Below are 14,673 nucleotides of genomic sequence, written 5' to 3'. Positions count from 1 at the left end.
CTCAAAAAAGTCAAGACATGAACTTTATTGATGAATGTATCACGAAAAATACAGCATGTCTAGTATAGGAATATAATCAATGCGGGGGTGGAACCCTGATTTAATTCGATGTCCGCATAGCTCAATTTCCTGTTTGGTAATGGATTTGCGCCCACCCTCTTCATGTCTTGTCCAAAATCGAACGATATCTTGGCCCTTTAAAAAATAGGTTTCATCATGGTGTGCAAACTTAATGATAAAAAATGCTATGCCATTATGAGCAAGCACTTGCTTAATATGTTGAATTTGGTGGGGATGAATATTTTGTAATGGGAAGCTGGTCTTATTCTGTGTTTCTTTTGCTTCAAAGTCAATATATCGACCTTTATACACCCCGTTATAATCGGTTGTAGAAGGTTGTTTGAAATATGCCTCTTTAATAACGGCCGCGCTTCTTTGCGGATAATCCACTTTTACAATTTGAATAGGAACGGGCTTTTTATGTATACAGGCAATGCTATGCTCTGTGTAATAAGCATTGGTTTCGTTTAACTCTTCTTCCAGCGACATTCCTCTGTTACTATAAGTATGGTTTTTTACGGGTGTATTATGAGTGACATTGTTATATATTTTACCGTTGGGATAGCGAATGGTCATTACACTTTCACTCCAAACTAAAATAAGGTACTACAGGTGATTATATCAAAAAAATAGCATCAGTAGTTTATAAAATTTTACTAGCACAATAATGGTGGATTTAAATAATGAGCGGGGAGGGAAGCATGTGCATGGAGGTGAGTACGAAGCAATTCAAAAGCGTAGAAATAACACATTGTGGACTGAGCAAGATAAAGCAATAATTAATGAAATAGAAGCTTTAACATGGAAAGGAAATGTTGATAATATTGCACGTACACACGCGTATCAAGAGTATTACTTACAATATCCGCATGTACAGTGGGCGTTTTTGGCCAGCATGGTGTCTCGCAATGCGGGATGGAATATGGCTGACTTAGAAGGTAAGTACTATCCAAAAATGCTTTCAAAGGATGTAAGAAAGCGTTTGTTTTTAACATATGAACGCGCTAATTGGTTTATTTTTTCAGATGCTTATCCGCAACTGTTAGTGTATGCGTATTCAGTACGTGCTAATAAGGCCTTATTTTATCTGCTTCAAGCGTTTTCCGTTTCTGTTTTTATGGAACGAGAGTGGGAGTTGTTTTGGAAAGAAGGAAATGAAAATAGAATGATGACAGCACTTATTATAAATGAGCAACATATGATTCAAAAGCCTGTAATCGAACATCCTTATTTTAAAAAACATGTATTTAATTCAGTACTATTTAAGTTTCAAGAGTTGCTGCACTTTAGTGCAGTATTATTTCCGACTGTAAGCGGAAAGCTGTATGGGTTTTCAGTGCATGAATTTGTCGATGTACACAAAAGGATAGAGCTTGGTAAACGTTTAGCATGGCTACTGTTTCATCCGCAATATAACCAGCAATTTGAGGTGTTTGCCACGGAAACGGTTCATACAGGTTCCAGAATGGATTATGAACAATATTTTCCATTCGTAAAAGAGCCGGATACACCGATTCTGCGAGATGTGTATCCCATTATCCCACATCAGCGTCATAAAATGGAGGATTGGTTTAGCACCAATGAAGTACTTGCATTATTTGAACCTGTAGAAGAACAAAAGCAGTTTGATCTAACAGACTGGTTTTTAATTAAACAAAAGCAACTGCATGTATTTTCTGCTTTTGAACAATTTCTCTATCGGGATGAGTGAACTCCCCACCAATTAGCCAGCTCTTGAAGGGAAGACTTCTTTCGTAATATGTAAAAAGCAAGAGCAGGTGCTCTTGCTTTTTTGCAAGGTTTGTTTGAAGTGACTAGCTCCATCGGTTTGAGAACCTCGGATATGTGTCTAAGTTGTCACCTTCGCTTGTCTAGGTTGCTGGGAAGTTAGGTCCATCTAGCTTTTTGTCGCCTGTGTGTGGTGCTTGTTGTTTGCTTTTATCTTGCTTTTTTTTGTTTTCAGACTTGTTTTTTGCCATGTTAAACACCTCCTGTATGTATTTTTGCCGATTGGTTGTAAAACATGCGGAGAAAAAACACTTTCTTTGCCGAATGGAAACTAGTTTTGTCATACATGAAGGGAGTGCATTTGTGTAGACAGAATATGAATAATAACAAGTTAAGGGAGGTATCGATTATGAAGGTAGTTCCTAAAGAAAGTGCACTGCAACAAATGGAGGAGCTAATTAGCAGCTTTGATCTATTAGAAACAAACATAGCATTGCGTGTTAATCATGCGTTACAATATAAAGAAAATCAGGTTTTGGAGTATGCTGAAATTATTGCAGTACGGGTCAACCACATGGAAGAGAAGCTAACACGTCATTCCGAGGAAGGTTGGTGGCTCAAAACATATATGCATGCCCTGCCTGTTGTATAGAAAAGGTGAGAATGTGAGTCAATTATTATTTTATACGAATGAAGTTTTTCAAAAGAATGAGGAAATACTAAAGATATTTTATAAAAGAATGGAACAAACAGCAGATTTTTATACAGATATTAAGCCTTTTGTAGAGCAAACTGATGAATTGGTAAAAAAATGGAAAAAAGAAGCTGTGGAATGGGTGCGTGCAGAAAAACCTCGTTTTATTCATATTATACAGATTGAGCAGGCCTATGAAAATTTGCAGCGAAACGCATTAGAATGCTTTATGCCCCATACGAAGGTAAGGCGGTTTTTAGAAACACATAGAGCTATTGCATATGTTCTAAACAACATCATTGACGAAGTGAATTAACAGTAAAAAACTTTGCGCGTACGCGCAAAGTTTTTTATATGTGTGAGTGAATGATACCTTCTAATTCATAGTCTGGCTTTTTTGCACCTAATGCTTCCAATTCACGAATCATATCACGATATTGAAGTAAAGCTATCTCTCCCTTTAAATAGCGTTGTCGTGCAAAATCGAGCAATTCGTTTGAATCTACAGGCTCATATTGCTTTAATCCAATAAATAATGTACGAAGCTCTCCCAATGTCATTCTTTTAACCCCCTTAAAGAATTGACTTTCATATGTATCGTAACATGAAAACGCTATTATTAAATAAATTTTAAAAATTTAGAATTCCGACAAGGATAGACATATATAGCAACTCATATGTAATATATGCATCAAGATGAATTTTAGATTATAAATTGTATGACGACAAAATCTATTGTAAAGTTACAGGCTAAAATAACTTGTTCTTGAGTTTCCTACATGTACGTAAAAACAATAGTTCTAGTTATAGGATTTCCTTTGAAAAATTCCTTACATACAGTTACCTATCCGCCCTTTTTTCATATTCTAATTATAAATATGACAATGGGAGGGAAGAGTATGTTTCCGCATCAACAAGGTCCTTATATGTACAATATGCACCCATTCGAACCGTATCAAGCCCCACAAGTTAACTATTATCAGCCCTTTCAAATATCGCAGATGAATTCACCTATGTTTTATCCGCCGCAGCCTCAAGCCGCTTGGAATCCCTATACACCGTATCCAACCATGAACAAACAAAATTATAAAAAACAACAACAAGGGCAATTTTCCAGTGTAGTATCTCAATTCAAAACGGCTGATGGTAATTATGACATTAATAAAATGATGAATACAGCAGGGCAAATGATGAATGCAATGAATCAAGTTACTGGGCTTGTCAAGCAGGTAGGGGGATTTTTTATTAAGTAAAAGGGCAATACCTGCCCTTTATTTTTATAAAGTAACTATGCATGTAAAGAATTAACAAATAACATAGAGTTATAACAAATTTTGTTCTTAAAAAAGAACTTAAATTATATAATTAATATTATAGAATATAAAAACGATGGGGGTTTTATATTTATTTTTTGAAAATTCTAAATAAATAAATTTATTTTTTCGTTCTATAAAAAGGTTGTCTGTCATCTTATTACGTTTTAAAATTATATCTTGTGTAGACTATTTATAAATGGAGAGGGAAAACGTGAAGAAAGCAATCTTATACATGTTCTTTGCGATGATAACGCTGACGTTTTTGGTATTTACGAACTTTAAACATGTTTTGTACACTATTTTCTCTTAAGAAATAGGTGTTTGTATCAGGCAAGCATCAGAACTCTGTCATATTGTAAAGTGTAAGTACATTTGATGGAGAGGAGAAAAAAATATGTATTGTAATCCTTGTTTTGGAGGGCCTTCCTTCGTTTCTCCGGCTGTAACAGGGCCGGTAAACACATTGCCACCTGTCGTCCATCCGACAAAGCATTGTGTCACAAACACATTTTCTACAACAGTTGTACCACACATTCATCCAACACACACGACAATTGTTAATAATCAAACTATTCAAAACCAACATTACTTCCCGCAAACACAATCAGCTGTGACGCAAGTGCAACAGACAAACGTTCCTGGTTTTGGTCCAGCACCGTTTGTACCAGGTCAAGTAGCAGGTGCTATGGCGCCTGGCTTCGGTCCTGGCTTCGGTCCTGGTGGTCAAGTAGCAGGTGCTATGGCGCCTGGCTTCGGTCCTGGCTTCGGTCCTGGTTTCGGTCCTGGTTTTGGTCCTGGTGGTCAAGTAGCAGGTGCCGCAACAGGAAATATGGGCCCAAATGCAAACATGGTTGGCGGTATGTTTAAAAAGTAAAACAGAAAGAGCCAGCATCGCTGGTTCTTTTCCTTTTTAAAACGGTTATGTTAAGGTTTAGTATTAATAATGGGAACTTGTTGTTTGAAGTGAATAGGCGAACCCTTATAGTAGAAATTAGCAGAGAACTTTAGAGCCCTTACTATATTAAAGAAGGGGAGTATGTATGAGAATACTTGCAGTAACAGGGTATAAACCATTTGAAATAGGTATTTTTTCTCAAAAGCATCCCGCAATAGCATATATAAAAACAGCAATTCGTCATGCTTTGCTTTCTTTTCTTGAAGAGGGCTTAGAGTGGGTGATAATTAGCGGACAGTTAGGTGTAGAGCTTTGGGCTGCAGAAGTGGTATTTGAGTTGCAAATGGATTTTCCTGAATTAAAGGTGGGTGTGTTTACTCCTTTTTTAGAGCAGGAGGAAAAATGGAATGAAGCAAATAAAGAATACTACGAATTCGTGATGTCGCAAGTAGATCATATAGATAGTATTACGAAGAAGAAATATGAGCATCCCCAACAATTTCAAATGAAAACCCGCTTTTTTATTGAAAAGAGTGAAGCGCTTGTAGCGGTGTACGATGAAGAAAAGGAAGGCAGTCCTAAGTTTATGGTACAAGAAGCCCGTAAGCAACAGAATTATCCGTGCTACTTAATTGACTTTGCAGAGCTGCAAAGTATTATGGAAGAGGAACAATGGAAACAGCAAGAATGGGAGTAACATAATAAGAAGAGATTGTACAAACAACTGCCAGAATGGTAAAATATGCTTGAGTACGTTACATATTTAAGTTTTGATGATTTGAGGTGAGAGAAATGCTTTCCGATAAATTAAAATTAACAGCGAAAGAAATTTTAGAAAAAGAATTTAAAACAGGAATTCGCGGCTATCAACAAGAAGAAGTTGATAAATTCTTGGATATGGTTATTAAAGATTATGAAACATTTCATCAGGAATTGGAGAGTTTGCAACAGGAAAATGCCAGATTGAAGCGATTGCTTGAAGAACAGAAATTAAAGCCATCACCAGTCGCATCTACCCCTCCTGTGTACAATAATACTAATACTGATATTCTGCGTAGACTATCGAATTTGGAGAAGGCTGTATTTGGTAGTAAGCTATACGATTAACAGGTATAAAAATGAGGTTGCAATTTATTTGTTCTTGCGCTATAATAACTGTTGTCATGACGTTTGGGTGATCGCTGCAGCGCAAGCTGTAGAGGAAAGTCCATGCTCGCACGGTCTGAGATGATCGTAGTGTTCGTGCCTAGCGAAGTCATAAGCTAGGGTAGCCTTTAAGGCTAACGGCGGGAAAATAACCTAAGTCTTTGGATATGGTTAGACTACCCTTAAAGTGCCACAGTGACGTAGTCCCAGAAGAAATGAAGGGAGTGGAACGAGGTAAACCCCACGAGCGAGAAACCCAAATTATGGTAGGGGCATCTTCTTCAAGGAAATGAACGAGGAAGAAGAACAGATACTTCATCTGTAGATAGATGATCACCACTGGCGTACGAGGCGGGAGCCGCTTGCAGTACTAAGGTACAGAACATGGCTTACAAAACGTTATGAAACCAACATCACGAAATACAGCTCTCCTAAAGGAGAGCTTTTTGTGCGCTGTATGAATACGTACATATTGAGTTACAATGGTAAAGAAGTTTTGGTTGTTAGGAGACTGTACATGAATAAAATTACATTAATTGCAACAGCTGCTATGGGCTTAGAAGCACTTGTTGCTCGTGAAGTTCGTGATCTTGGTTATGAGTGTCAAGTAGATAATGGCAAAGTTACGTTTGAAGCTAATATAGATGCTATTTGCCGTGCCAATTTGTGGTTGCGTACGGCAGATCGTATTAAAATTAAAGTAGGAGAGTTTAAAGCTACTACCTTTGATGAGTTGTTTGAAAAAACAAAAGCTTTGAACTGGGACGATTATATCCCGGAAAACGCTGAGTTTCCTGTTATCGGAAAGTCTGTTAAATCAAAATTATTTAGTGTCCCGGATTGTCAAGGTATTGTGAAAAAGGCAGTAGTAGAAAAGTTACGCCATACGTATAAGCGCTCTACATGGTTTGAAGAGACAGGGCCTTTATATCGCATTGAAGTAGCTCTTTTAAAAGATGTGGCTACACTGACAATCGATGCGAGTGGCATTGGGTTACATAAGCGTGGCTATCGAGTTGGACAAGGCGAAGCACCACTGAAAGAAACGCTTGCATCGGCTTTAATTATGCTCACCAACTGGCAAGCAGATAGGCCGTTTGTCGATCCGTTTTGTGGATCTGGTACAATCCCTATCGAGGCGGCCATGATTGGACAAAATATTGCACCGGGTTCCAATAGAACATTTGCATCTGAAAATTGGGATTGGATTGGTAAGGAGCGATGGAACCTTGCTCGCCAAGAGGCAGAAGATTTGGCCAAATATGATCAACCTCTTGAAATTATCGGCTCTGATATTGATCATCGCATGGTCCGCGTGTCGCAAGATAATGCAGATGAAATTGGGCTCGGTGACTCTATCAGTTTTAAACAAATGCAGGTTAAGGATTTTACAACAAAAGAGGAATACGGCTATGTTGTGACGAATCCCCCATATGGAGAACGTTTAAGTGAAAAGCCCCTTGTGGAAAAACTATATACCGATTTTGGTCGTGTCTTTACAGCACTTGATACATGGTCTGTATATGTATTGACCAGTCATGAACAGTTCGAAGCGTTTTATGGAAAAGCCGCTTCCAAGAAGCGCAAATTATTTAACGGGTTTATACGTACCGATTACTATCAATACTTTGGAAAACGACCACCAAAGCAATAGCATAAGACTCCCGAAAAGTACGTATACTGTTTATTATGCTTACTTGTAAGGGAGGATTGTTTGATGCGAGATCGTTTTATTGAATTTGATATGATTCAGAGGGCCATTCATCATACGCAGCGTGTTATTACAGAAAATGCTTGTCATGAGCTAGAGATTGCTAAGGAGCAATACTTAATGGCGCTATCACATGAAACACTTGTGGAGGCCCAATATTTAAAATATATCATAGAGTAAAAAGTTTTCCTGTTGCGGAAAACTTTTTACATTTTATGTAGCTGGAGGAGACTATGGTGATACGAGAAAAGCTTCCATTTGAAGTTGGAAAACAAGACAACTTTTATGAAAAATTGAATGAGTGGATTGGCGATGTATTTTATGATATTTTACCTGAAACGGGATTTGAACTTCGTGATGAACAAATTTTCATGGCGTTCCAGTTAGATCGTGCATTTCGAGAGAAAAAAGTCATGTTTGCGGAAGCGGGTGTAGGCACTGGAAAAACGATTGTTTACTTGCTGTATGCTATTTGTTATGCGCGTTATACAGGAAAGCCTGCTATTATTGCTTGTGCAGATGAAACGCTGATAGAGCAATTGGTGAAGGAAGAGGGAGATATCGCAAAATTATCGCGTGCTCTTAACTTAAATATAGATGTTCGTTTAGCAAAATCGATGGAAAATTATCTTTGCTTAAAGAAAATTGAAGGTGTCATGGAAGGGATGCCTTCTGAAGCCATTGAGGATGCATACGATACTTTACCAGAATTTGTATTTGATCATGGCACATTACAGACTTTTGAGCCGTATGGTGATCGTAAAGAATATCCACTTTTAAACGATGAAGAGTGGTCACAGGTTTCTTTTGATTATTTCCAGGATTGCTCCACTTGTGATAAAAGACATCGCTGCGGTCAAACGTTATCTCGTGATTACTATCGTAAGGCGACAGATCTTATCATATGCTCACAAGACTTTTTTATGGAGCATGTGTGGACGTTTGAAGCAAGAAAGCGAGAAGGACAAATCCCGTTGCTGCCGGAAGGAAGTTGTGTAATTTTTGATGAGGGTCATCTAGTTGAATATGCAGCGCAAAAAGCATTAACATATCGTTTAAAAGAAACTATGATGGAAGATTTATTGACGCGCTTGCTGCAAAATGATATTCGCCAAGAGTTTGCGGAGCTTATTGAAGACTCGATTGCACAAGCAAGTGATTTCTTTTACACTCTAAAACAACATACAAATGCAACTGATTCGCACCGTTTAGAGATTGCTAGAACAGACAATTTAATTCGAGAAGCAAAACGTCTTTATAAAAAGGTAGAAGAGATTGGCGACGCGCTGGTATTTGAAAGTGAGTTGTATACAGTTGATCAATATGATTTAAATATTGTGGACGAGCATTTAGATATGTTGGAGCACTCCCTAAAGCTTTTTATACATGAAGATAAAGTCATTTCATGGGCAGAAGAAAGTGAAGGTGCACTCACTTTAATTATTATGCCGCGTGCCGTGGAGGAAGTACTTCGTGAAAAAGTATTTGCTAAAAATATTCCGTACATTTTCTCATCGGCCACTCTTTCTGAAAATGCATCATTTGATTTTATGGCAAAAACAATGGGCGTGACAGATTACTTATCTTTCTCGGTTGCCTCTCCGTTTGACTATGAGGAGCAAATGAAGGTATATTTACCAAACAATGAAACCTTTGCAGCGAAAGTATCTTATGCAGTCAGAGAGATTGAAAAAATAAAGGGACGAACATTAATCCTATTCCGCACAAAAGAGGAATTGCAGCGGTTTAAACAGGAAATAGATCAACATAACGTTACCGTACCATTTTTGTATGAAGGTGACCAAGAGATCAGTCAGCTTGTTTCTCGCTTCCAAAACGAAGAAGAAACAGTGCTGTGCGCAGTTCACTTATGGGAAGGACTTGATATACCGGGTTCTTCATTATCACATGTTATTATTTGGTCATTACCGTATCCACCGAATGATCCAGTATTTGAAGCGAAGCGAAGCAGTGTCACCAACTCGTTCTTAGAAGTGGATTTACCGTATATGATTTTACGCTTGCGTCAAGGTATTGGTCGTCTTATCAGAACAAGTGAAGATGAGGGGAAAATTTCCATTTTCTTGGGTGCAGATGAATTGCCTGCAGTAACCGAAGCGGTAAAGAAAGCATTGCCTGTTGCTGGAGAAATGCTACAATAAGCTTGGTAGACTTGCCAAGCTCTTTTTATAATTGTTTTCATGCTTAAACATAGATGAAAGGGGAGATTGAGATGAATATATACGAAATAGAGCAACAATTCTTAGCTTATGTAAAAAAAATGATGAATTATGAAGAAGCGTTAAACCTAATGTTTTGGGATCTGCGCACAGGGGCTCCGAAAAATGGTGTAGAACAACGCTCTGAAGTGATCAGTATGCTTTCAACAGAGATATTTGCTATGTCAACCTCTGAAGAGATGAAAGGCTATCTTAACGCTCTAGAAGGACAGGAATTGTCTGTTAACACACAAAAAATGCTAGAAGAGTGTAAAAAAGATTATGATCGGAACAAGAAAATTCCAGAGTCTGAATATACAGCATATGTTAAATTGCAGGCTAAGACGGAGAGTGTATGGGAAACAGCAAAGGAACAATCGGACTTTGCTATGTTTCAACCTTATTTAGAAGAAATTGTTGCTTATAAGAAGAAGTTTATTGAATATTGGGGCTATAACACCTATAAATATGATACGCTTCTTGATATGTATGAGCCAGGCATGACAACAGAGGTGCTAGACCGTGTGTTTGGTCAATTGCGTGAGCGGATTGTACCGCTTGTGAAACAAATTGCAACGTCTAACAAGATGTTAAAAACAAAGCCTTTGCAAGAATACTTTCCAAAAGAGAAACAGCGCGAACTTAGCTTAGAACTGCTTCGACAATTGGACTACAACTTTGATGCAGGTAGACTGGATGAAACGGTACATCCATTTGCTATTACATTAAACCCGGGAGATGTGCGTATTACAACGAAGTACGACGAGTCTGATTTTCGTACCGCTGTATTTGGAACTATTCATGAATGTGGACATGCGGTATACGAACAGAATATCTCATCTGAACTTGTTGGAACACCGCTTTGTGATGGTACCTCAATGGGGATTCATGAGTCGCAGTCATTATTTTTTGAAAACTTTATCGGGCGTAATAAACAGTTTTGGCATAAGAATTACAGCCTGTTAAAATCGTATAGCTCAGGTCAGTTTGATGATATGTCAATAGATGATTTTTACGATGCAATTAATGAATCGAAGCCGTCTTTAATCCGAATTGAAGCAGATGAACTGACGTATGCGCTACATATTATGGTACGTTATGAAATTGAAAAAGGTCTGTTTGACGGAGATTTAGAAGTGAAAGATTTGCCGCGTGTTTGGAATGAGAAAATGGAACAATATTTGGGCATTCGCCCGCAAACTGATGCGCAAGGTGTATTGCAAGACGTGCACTGGGCCGGCGGTGATTTTGGTTATTTTCCTTCCTATGCCCTTGGTTATATGTATGCGGCGCAGTTTAAACATAAAATGCTGCAGGATTTACCCCATTTTGATGAATTACTTGCTGCAGGGGACATTAAGCCCATTCGTGAGTGGTTAACAAACCGCATTCATCAATATGGGAAATTAAAGAAGCCGCTTGATATCTTGCATGATGTAACAGGAGAAGGGTTGAATGCTACGTATTTAGCGGATTATTTAGAAGAAAAATATAAAGCAATTTATCAGCTTACATAAAAACATTGTGAAAAGAGAGAATTGTACTGAGGAAAGAGTAGCAATAGGAAAAGTTTAATAAAGTCGAACATTCAAGACGTTTTATTTTTGTTTGTACGGAAAAAAGCTGAAAACTCTTTTCAAGTTGTGAAAATTGGGGTATAATATACGTGTGAATTAAATACGAGCACTCATATAATAGCAGGAATATGGCCTGCAAGTTTCTACCCGGACACCGTGAATGACCGGACTATGAGTGGGGATGACGTGTTGTATAACTGAATGTTATGATTCAGTAGCTTTAGGCATTTCCTCACTCTTTGAGGAAGTGCCTTTTTTATTACGCTTCTCTCCACCATACATTTGTGCTCCCGAAGAAAGGGGATTTTGTATGTTACTGCTGCAAGAAAAAATCAAGAACGAAGGAAAGGTACTATCAGATTATGTATTAAAGGTAGATTCCTTCTTAAATCATCAAATTGACCCAGAGTTGATGCAAAAAATTGGCAAAGAGTTTGCACGCCGCTTTGCAACTGAAGAAATTACAAAGATTGTAACTATTGAGTCATCAGGTATTGCTCCGGCAGTCATGGCTGCACTTGAGATGGGGGTTAAGGTTGTATTTGCCAGAAAAAGAAAGTCGTTGACATTGCATGATGCATATACCGCAAAAGTGTATTCCTTCACTAAACAAGAAACAAACGAGATAGTAGTAGCGAAAGAGCATTTGCAGAGCAGTGACCGAGTTTTAATTATTGATGACTTTCTTGCAAATGGACAGGCTGCGTTAGGGTTGGTTGAGCTTGTACAGCAAGCAGGTGCTTCAATTGCCGGAATTGGTATTGTAATTGAGAAATCATTTCAAGAGGGAAGAAGCTTGCTTGAAAAAGCTGGTTTTCGTGTAGAATCTTTGGCTGAAGTGGTTTCACTTACAAACGGGACAGTTGCTTTTAAACAGGAAGAAGGTGCACTCGTATGAGGCAGCATCCACTGCAAATATTTTCACTTGGCATACAGCACATGCTTGCAATGTATGCAGGCGCAATTATTGTTCCATTAATCGTAGGCGGTGCACTTGGTTTAAATGGAAAAGAACTTACGTATCTGGTTTCTGTTGATTTATTAATGTGTGGTATTGCTACGTTGCTTCAAGCATTCAGCAATCGTTTTTTTGGGATTGGTCTGCCCGTTGTACTAGGGTGTACGTTTACTGCAGTAGGGCCCATGATTGCAATCGGAAAACAATACGGTGTTTCCTCTATTTACGGTGCAATTATTGTGGCAGGTTTGTTTGTTGTAGTGTTTGCCGGCTTTTTCGGTAAACTTGTCAAGCTGTTTCCACCTGTGGTGACAGGTTCTGTAGTGACTATAATTGGGGTTACGCTTGTGCCTGTTGCTATTAATGATATGGCAGGGGGGATAGGAAGTAAGGATTTTGGAAGTCTCAGCAATTTAGCTTTGGCGTTTGGTGTTCTATTATTTATTATTTTGGTTTATCGTTTATTTGATGGCTTTATTCGATCTATTTCCATTTTACTGGGTCTTATCTTTGGTACTGCCATTGCTGCTTTTATGGGGAAAGTAAGCTTTCAGGCTGTAACTGAGGCTTCGTGGTTTCACGGTGTACAGCCGTTTTATTTTGGGACACCGACATTTGAATGGACACCCATTATTACAATGATTCTTGTTTCATGTGTAGGTATCGTAGAAGCAACGGGGGTGTATTTTGCTTTAGCTGATATTTGCGGTAAAAAAATAGAAAGTCGTGATTTAACAAAAGGATATCGTGCGGAAGGTTTAGCGATTATCTTTGGCGGTATATTCAATGCATTTCCATATACAACGTACTCTCAAAATGTGGGTCTTGTACAATTGTCCGGTGTAAAAAAACGCGTTGTTATTTATGTGTGCGGTGCATTATTAATTGTGCTGGGATTTATTCCTAAAATTGCTGCACTTACGACTATTATTCCTAAGTCAGTACTTGGCGGTGCTATGCTGGCTATGTTTGGTATGGTAATGGCTTACGGTATTAAAATGCTGAGCACGGTAGACTTCACAAAGCAAGAAAATTTGTTGATTGTTGCGTGCTCCGTTGGTATTGGTTTAGGTGTAACCGTTGTTCCGACCCTATTTGCAAAGTTTCCAGAAAGTATTCGTATTCTAACAGACAACGGTATTGTTGTAGGTAGTTTAACTGCCATTGTGTTGAACATAGTATTTCATTTATCTGCAAAGAAAAGCACCAATAAAAAAGTAGAAATAGCAGCTTGAGTATAAGTTGCATCTCAGTCAGGGCAAATTCCTGACTGAGATGCAACTTTTTTATGTGATATCAGATAGTATTACTCATCTTGTTATATATAATTATAAAACAATTGACACATTAACGTACGTTAGTTAATATGTAAGTGTAAAAACACATGATATAGCAGATCATTTAGAGCCTATGAACAGCTCATGTCCCGTAAGACCATCAGCAAAAGCAAAATTATTCTTTCAAATTTACTAGATACGACTGTGCTGTTATAAAAGGTGACTGATGATTCGAAAGTATAGGGAAGGTAAAGTAAAGAAAACGACTGAAGAACACATCTTTACAGTGAAAAGGGGGATGTTTGATGAAAGGAGAGTCCAGAATCCATCATGGGATGCGAAATCGGATTCATACAAAGGTTATTATATCATTATTTATGCGTACCATTTTATTCGCTCTTTTTGGCTGCATATTCGTCCTATACTTTTTTTTTGAGGGACATACGAGTCCTTTGCAAGCAGCGGAAAGGTGGTGGCCGTTTCAAGCTATTTTTGCCAACGTCGTTACATTTTTTGTGTTGCGATTATTTATGAAAAACGAAGGACTAACATATCAAAGTTTATTTTGTACGCAACCAAGATCAATAAAAAAGAATGTGTTTGAAGTACTGTGGCTCGTGCTTGTCGGCTTTATAATAGGTGGTGCTTCATTATATATTTTTTCTTATTTACTATTAGGATCACTAATTCCCCCGCCTATTATGTTTCAAGAACTTCCTGTTTGGGTAGTTGGTGTAGCGGTAATTTTGTTTCCTTTATCAAATGCCCTTGCTGAAACTCCTTTATATATTGGTTATGCTTTACCGAGAATATATGCAGCAACTCGCAACATCTGGCTCGCTGTATGGCTGGCTGGCTTAGGATTGGCATTGCAACATATTACATTGCCCCTCGTATTTGATGTGCCTTATATGATATGGCGCTTCCTAGCGTTTGTTCCCTTGGCAATTGTACTTGGTGTGATATTTACAAAAACGAAACGTCTTCTCCCTATTGTTATTGCACACGGAATTATGGATTTACAGCTCGTTTTGCAATTGATATTACTTTTACAATAGCCTGTGTTACAGCTAAATCATGGGCACTTATTGA

Annotated in this window: 16 protein-coding genes, 1 other RNA gene and 1 riboswitch; of the genes, 15 read left to right on the top strand and 2 right to left on the bottom strand. The window is 38.1% G+C overall.

Going from position 1 to position 14,673, the window contains the following annotated elements; all coding sequences use genetic code 11:
- Nucleotides 1-39: 39 nt before the first annotated feature.
- Nucleotides 40-636 carry a Holliday junction resolvase RecU gene (recU, locus tag MUG87_RS04745; protein WP_247086040.1) on the bottom strand — a complete coding sequence of 199 codons (597 nt, stop codon included), beginning with the start codon at nucleotides 634-636 and terminating at the stop codon, nucleotides 40-42.
- 127 nt (nucleotides 637-763) lie between these two features.
- On the opposite strand from recU, the gene MUG87_RS04740 reads away from it, so the two are divergent.
- The 3 genes from MUG87_RS04740 (at nucleotide 764) to MUG87_RS04730 (ending at nucleotide 2,798) form a co-directional block, all read left to right on the top strand.
- Nucleotides 764-1,771, top strand: coding sequence for a DUF2515 domain-containing protein (locus tag MUG87_RS04740; RefSeq protein WP_247086038.1), 1,008 nt, complete (start codon nucleotides 764-766; stop codon nucleotides 1,769-1,771).
- Nucleotides 1,772-2,197: 426 nt separating this feature from the next.
- The gene (locus MUG87_RS04735; protein WP_247086035.1) at nucleotides 2,198-2,440 is read left to right on the top strand and encodes a hypothetical protein; all 243 of its coding nucleotides are present in this window, start codon (nucleotides 2,198-2,200) and stop codon (nucleotides 2,438-2,440) included.
- Between the two features lie 13 nt (nucleotides 2,441-2,453).
- Nucleotides 2,454-2,798 carry a DUF1798 family protein gene (locus MUG87_RS04730; RefSeq protein ID WP_247086032.1) on the top strand — a complete coding sequence of 115 codons (345 nt, stop codon included), beginning with the start codon at nucleotides 2,454-2,456 and terminating at the stop codon, nucleotides 2,796-2,798.
- Nucleotides 2,799-2,832: 34 nt separating this feature from the next.
- Here MUG87_RS04730 and MUG87_RS04725 read toward each other — a convergent pair whose 3' ends face one another.
- Entirely contained in the window at nucleotides 2,833-3,042 is a 210-nt protein-coding gene (locus MUG87_RS04725) for a YppF family protein (protein ID WP_247086030.1), read from the bottom strand.
- A 339-nt stretch (nucleotides 3,043-3,381) separates the two neighbouring features.
- On the opposite strand from MUG87_RS04725, the gene MUG87_RS04720 reads away from it, so the two are divergent.
- From MUG87_RS04720 to MUG87_RS04665, 12 genes are all read left to right on the top strand, one after another.
- Nucleotides 3,382-3,735 carry a YppG family protein gene (locus MUG87_RS04720; protein WP_247086027.1) on the top strand — a complete coding sequence of 118 codons (354 nt, stop codon included), beginning with the start codon at nucleotides 3,382-3,384 and terminating at the stop codon, nucleotides 3,733-3,735.
- 457 nt (nucleotides 3,736-4,192) lie between these two features.
- A complete protein-coding gene (locus MUG87_RS04715; RefSeq protein WP_247086024.1) occupies nucleotides 4,193-4,672 on the top strand; it encodes a spore coat protein in 480 nt (159 codons plus the stop codon).
- Between the two features lie 166 nt (nucleotides 4,673-4,838).
- Complete coding sequence (locus MUG87_RS04710; RefSeq protein WP_247086022.1) at nucleotides 4,839-5,390, top strand: SLOG family protein; 552 nt, start codon at nucleotides 4,839-4,841, stop codon at nucleotides 5,388-5,390.
- A 95-nt stretch (nucleotides 5,391-5,485) separates the two neighbouring features.
- Entirely contained in the window at nucleotides 5,486-5,800 is a 315-nt protein-coding gene (gene gpsB / locus MUG87_RS04705; protein WP_247086020.1) for a cell division regulator GpsB, read from the top strand.
- A gap of 59 nt (nucleotides 5,801-5,859) precedes the next feature.
- Nucleotides 5,860-6,236: RNase P RNA component class B (gene rnpB / locus MUG87_RS04700), an RNA gene on the top strand.
- Between the two features lie 120 nt (nucleotides 6,237-6,356).
- A complete protein-coding gene (locus MUG87_RS04695) occupies nucleotides 6,357-7,493 on the top strand; it encodes a THUMP domain-containing class I SAM-dependent RNA methyltransferase (protein ID WP_247086017.1) in 1,137 nt (378 codons plus the stop codon).
- Between the two features lie 63 nt (nucleotides 7,494-7,556).
- Nucleotides 7,557-7,730 carry a DUF3921 family protein gene (locus MUG87_RS04690; RefSeq protein ID WP_247086014.1) on the top strand — a complete coding sequence of 58 codons (174 nt, stop codon included), beginning with the start codon at nucleotides 7,557-7,559 and terminating at the stop codon, nucleotides 7,728-7,730.
- A gap of 53 nt (nucleotides 7,731-7,783) precedes the next feature.
- On the top strand, nucleotides 7,784-9,712 hold the full coding sequence (locus MUG87_RS04685) for an ATP-dependent DNA helicase (protein ID WP_247086012.1): 1,929 nt from the start codon (nucleotides 7,784-7,786) through the stop codon (nucleotides 9,710-9,712).
- A gap of 65 nt (nucleotides 9,713-9,777) precedes the next feature.
- Entirely contained in the window at nucleotides 9,778-11,286 is a 1,509-nt protein-coding gene (locus MUG87_RS04680; protein ID WP_247087507.1) for a carboxypeptidase M32, read from the top strand.
- 150 nt (nucleotides 11,287-11,436) lie between these two features.
- Nucleotides 11,437-11,538: riboswitch (purine riboswitch) on the top strand.
- Between the two features lie 118 nt (nucleotides 11,539-11,656).
- A complete protein-coding gene (locus tag MUG87_RS04675; protein ID WP_247086009.1) occupies nucleotides 11,657-12,244 on the top strand; it encodes a xanthine phosphoribosyltransferase in 588 nt (195 codons plus the stop codon).
- On the top strand, nucleotides 12,241-13,539 hold the full coding sequence (pbuX, locus tag MUG87_RS04670; protein ID WP_247086007.1) for a xanthine permease PbuX: 1,299 nt from the start codon (nucleotides 12,241-12,243) through the stop codon (nucleotides 13,537-13,539). Before MUG87_RS04675 ends, pbuX begins: the two co-directional genes overlap by 4 nt.
- A gap of 347 nt (nucleotides 13,540-13,886) precedes the next feature.
- Nucleotides 13,887-14,639, top strand: a complete 753-nt coding sequence (locus tag MUG87_RS04665) for a CPBP family glutamic-type intramembrane protease (RefSeq protein ID WP_247086005.1) — start codon at nucleotides 13,887-13,889, stop codon at nucleotides 14,637-14,639.
- The last annotated feature ends 34 nt before the right edge of the window (nucleotides 14,640-14,673 follow it).

The organism is Ectobacillus sp. JY-23 (assembly GCF_023022965.1).
Classification (GTDB): domain Bacteria; phylum Bacillota; class Bacilli; order Bacillales; family Bacillaceae_G; genus Ectobacillus.
Note: the sequence above shows the minus strand (reverse complement) of the source record. Positions and strands in the feature narration are given on the sequence as shown.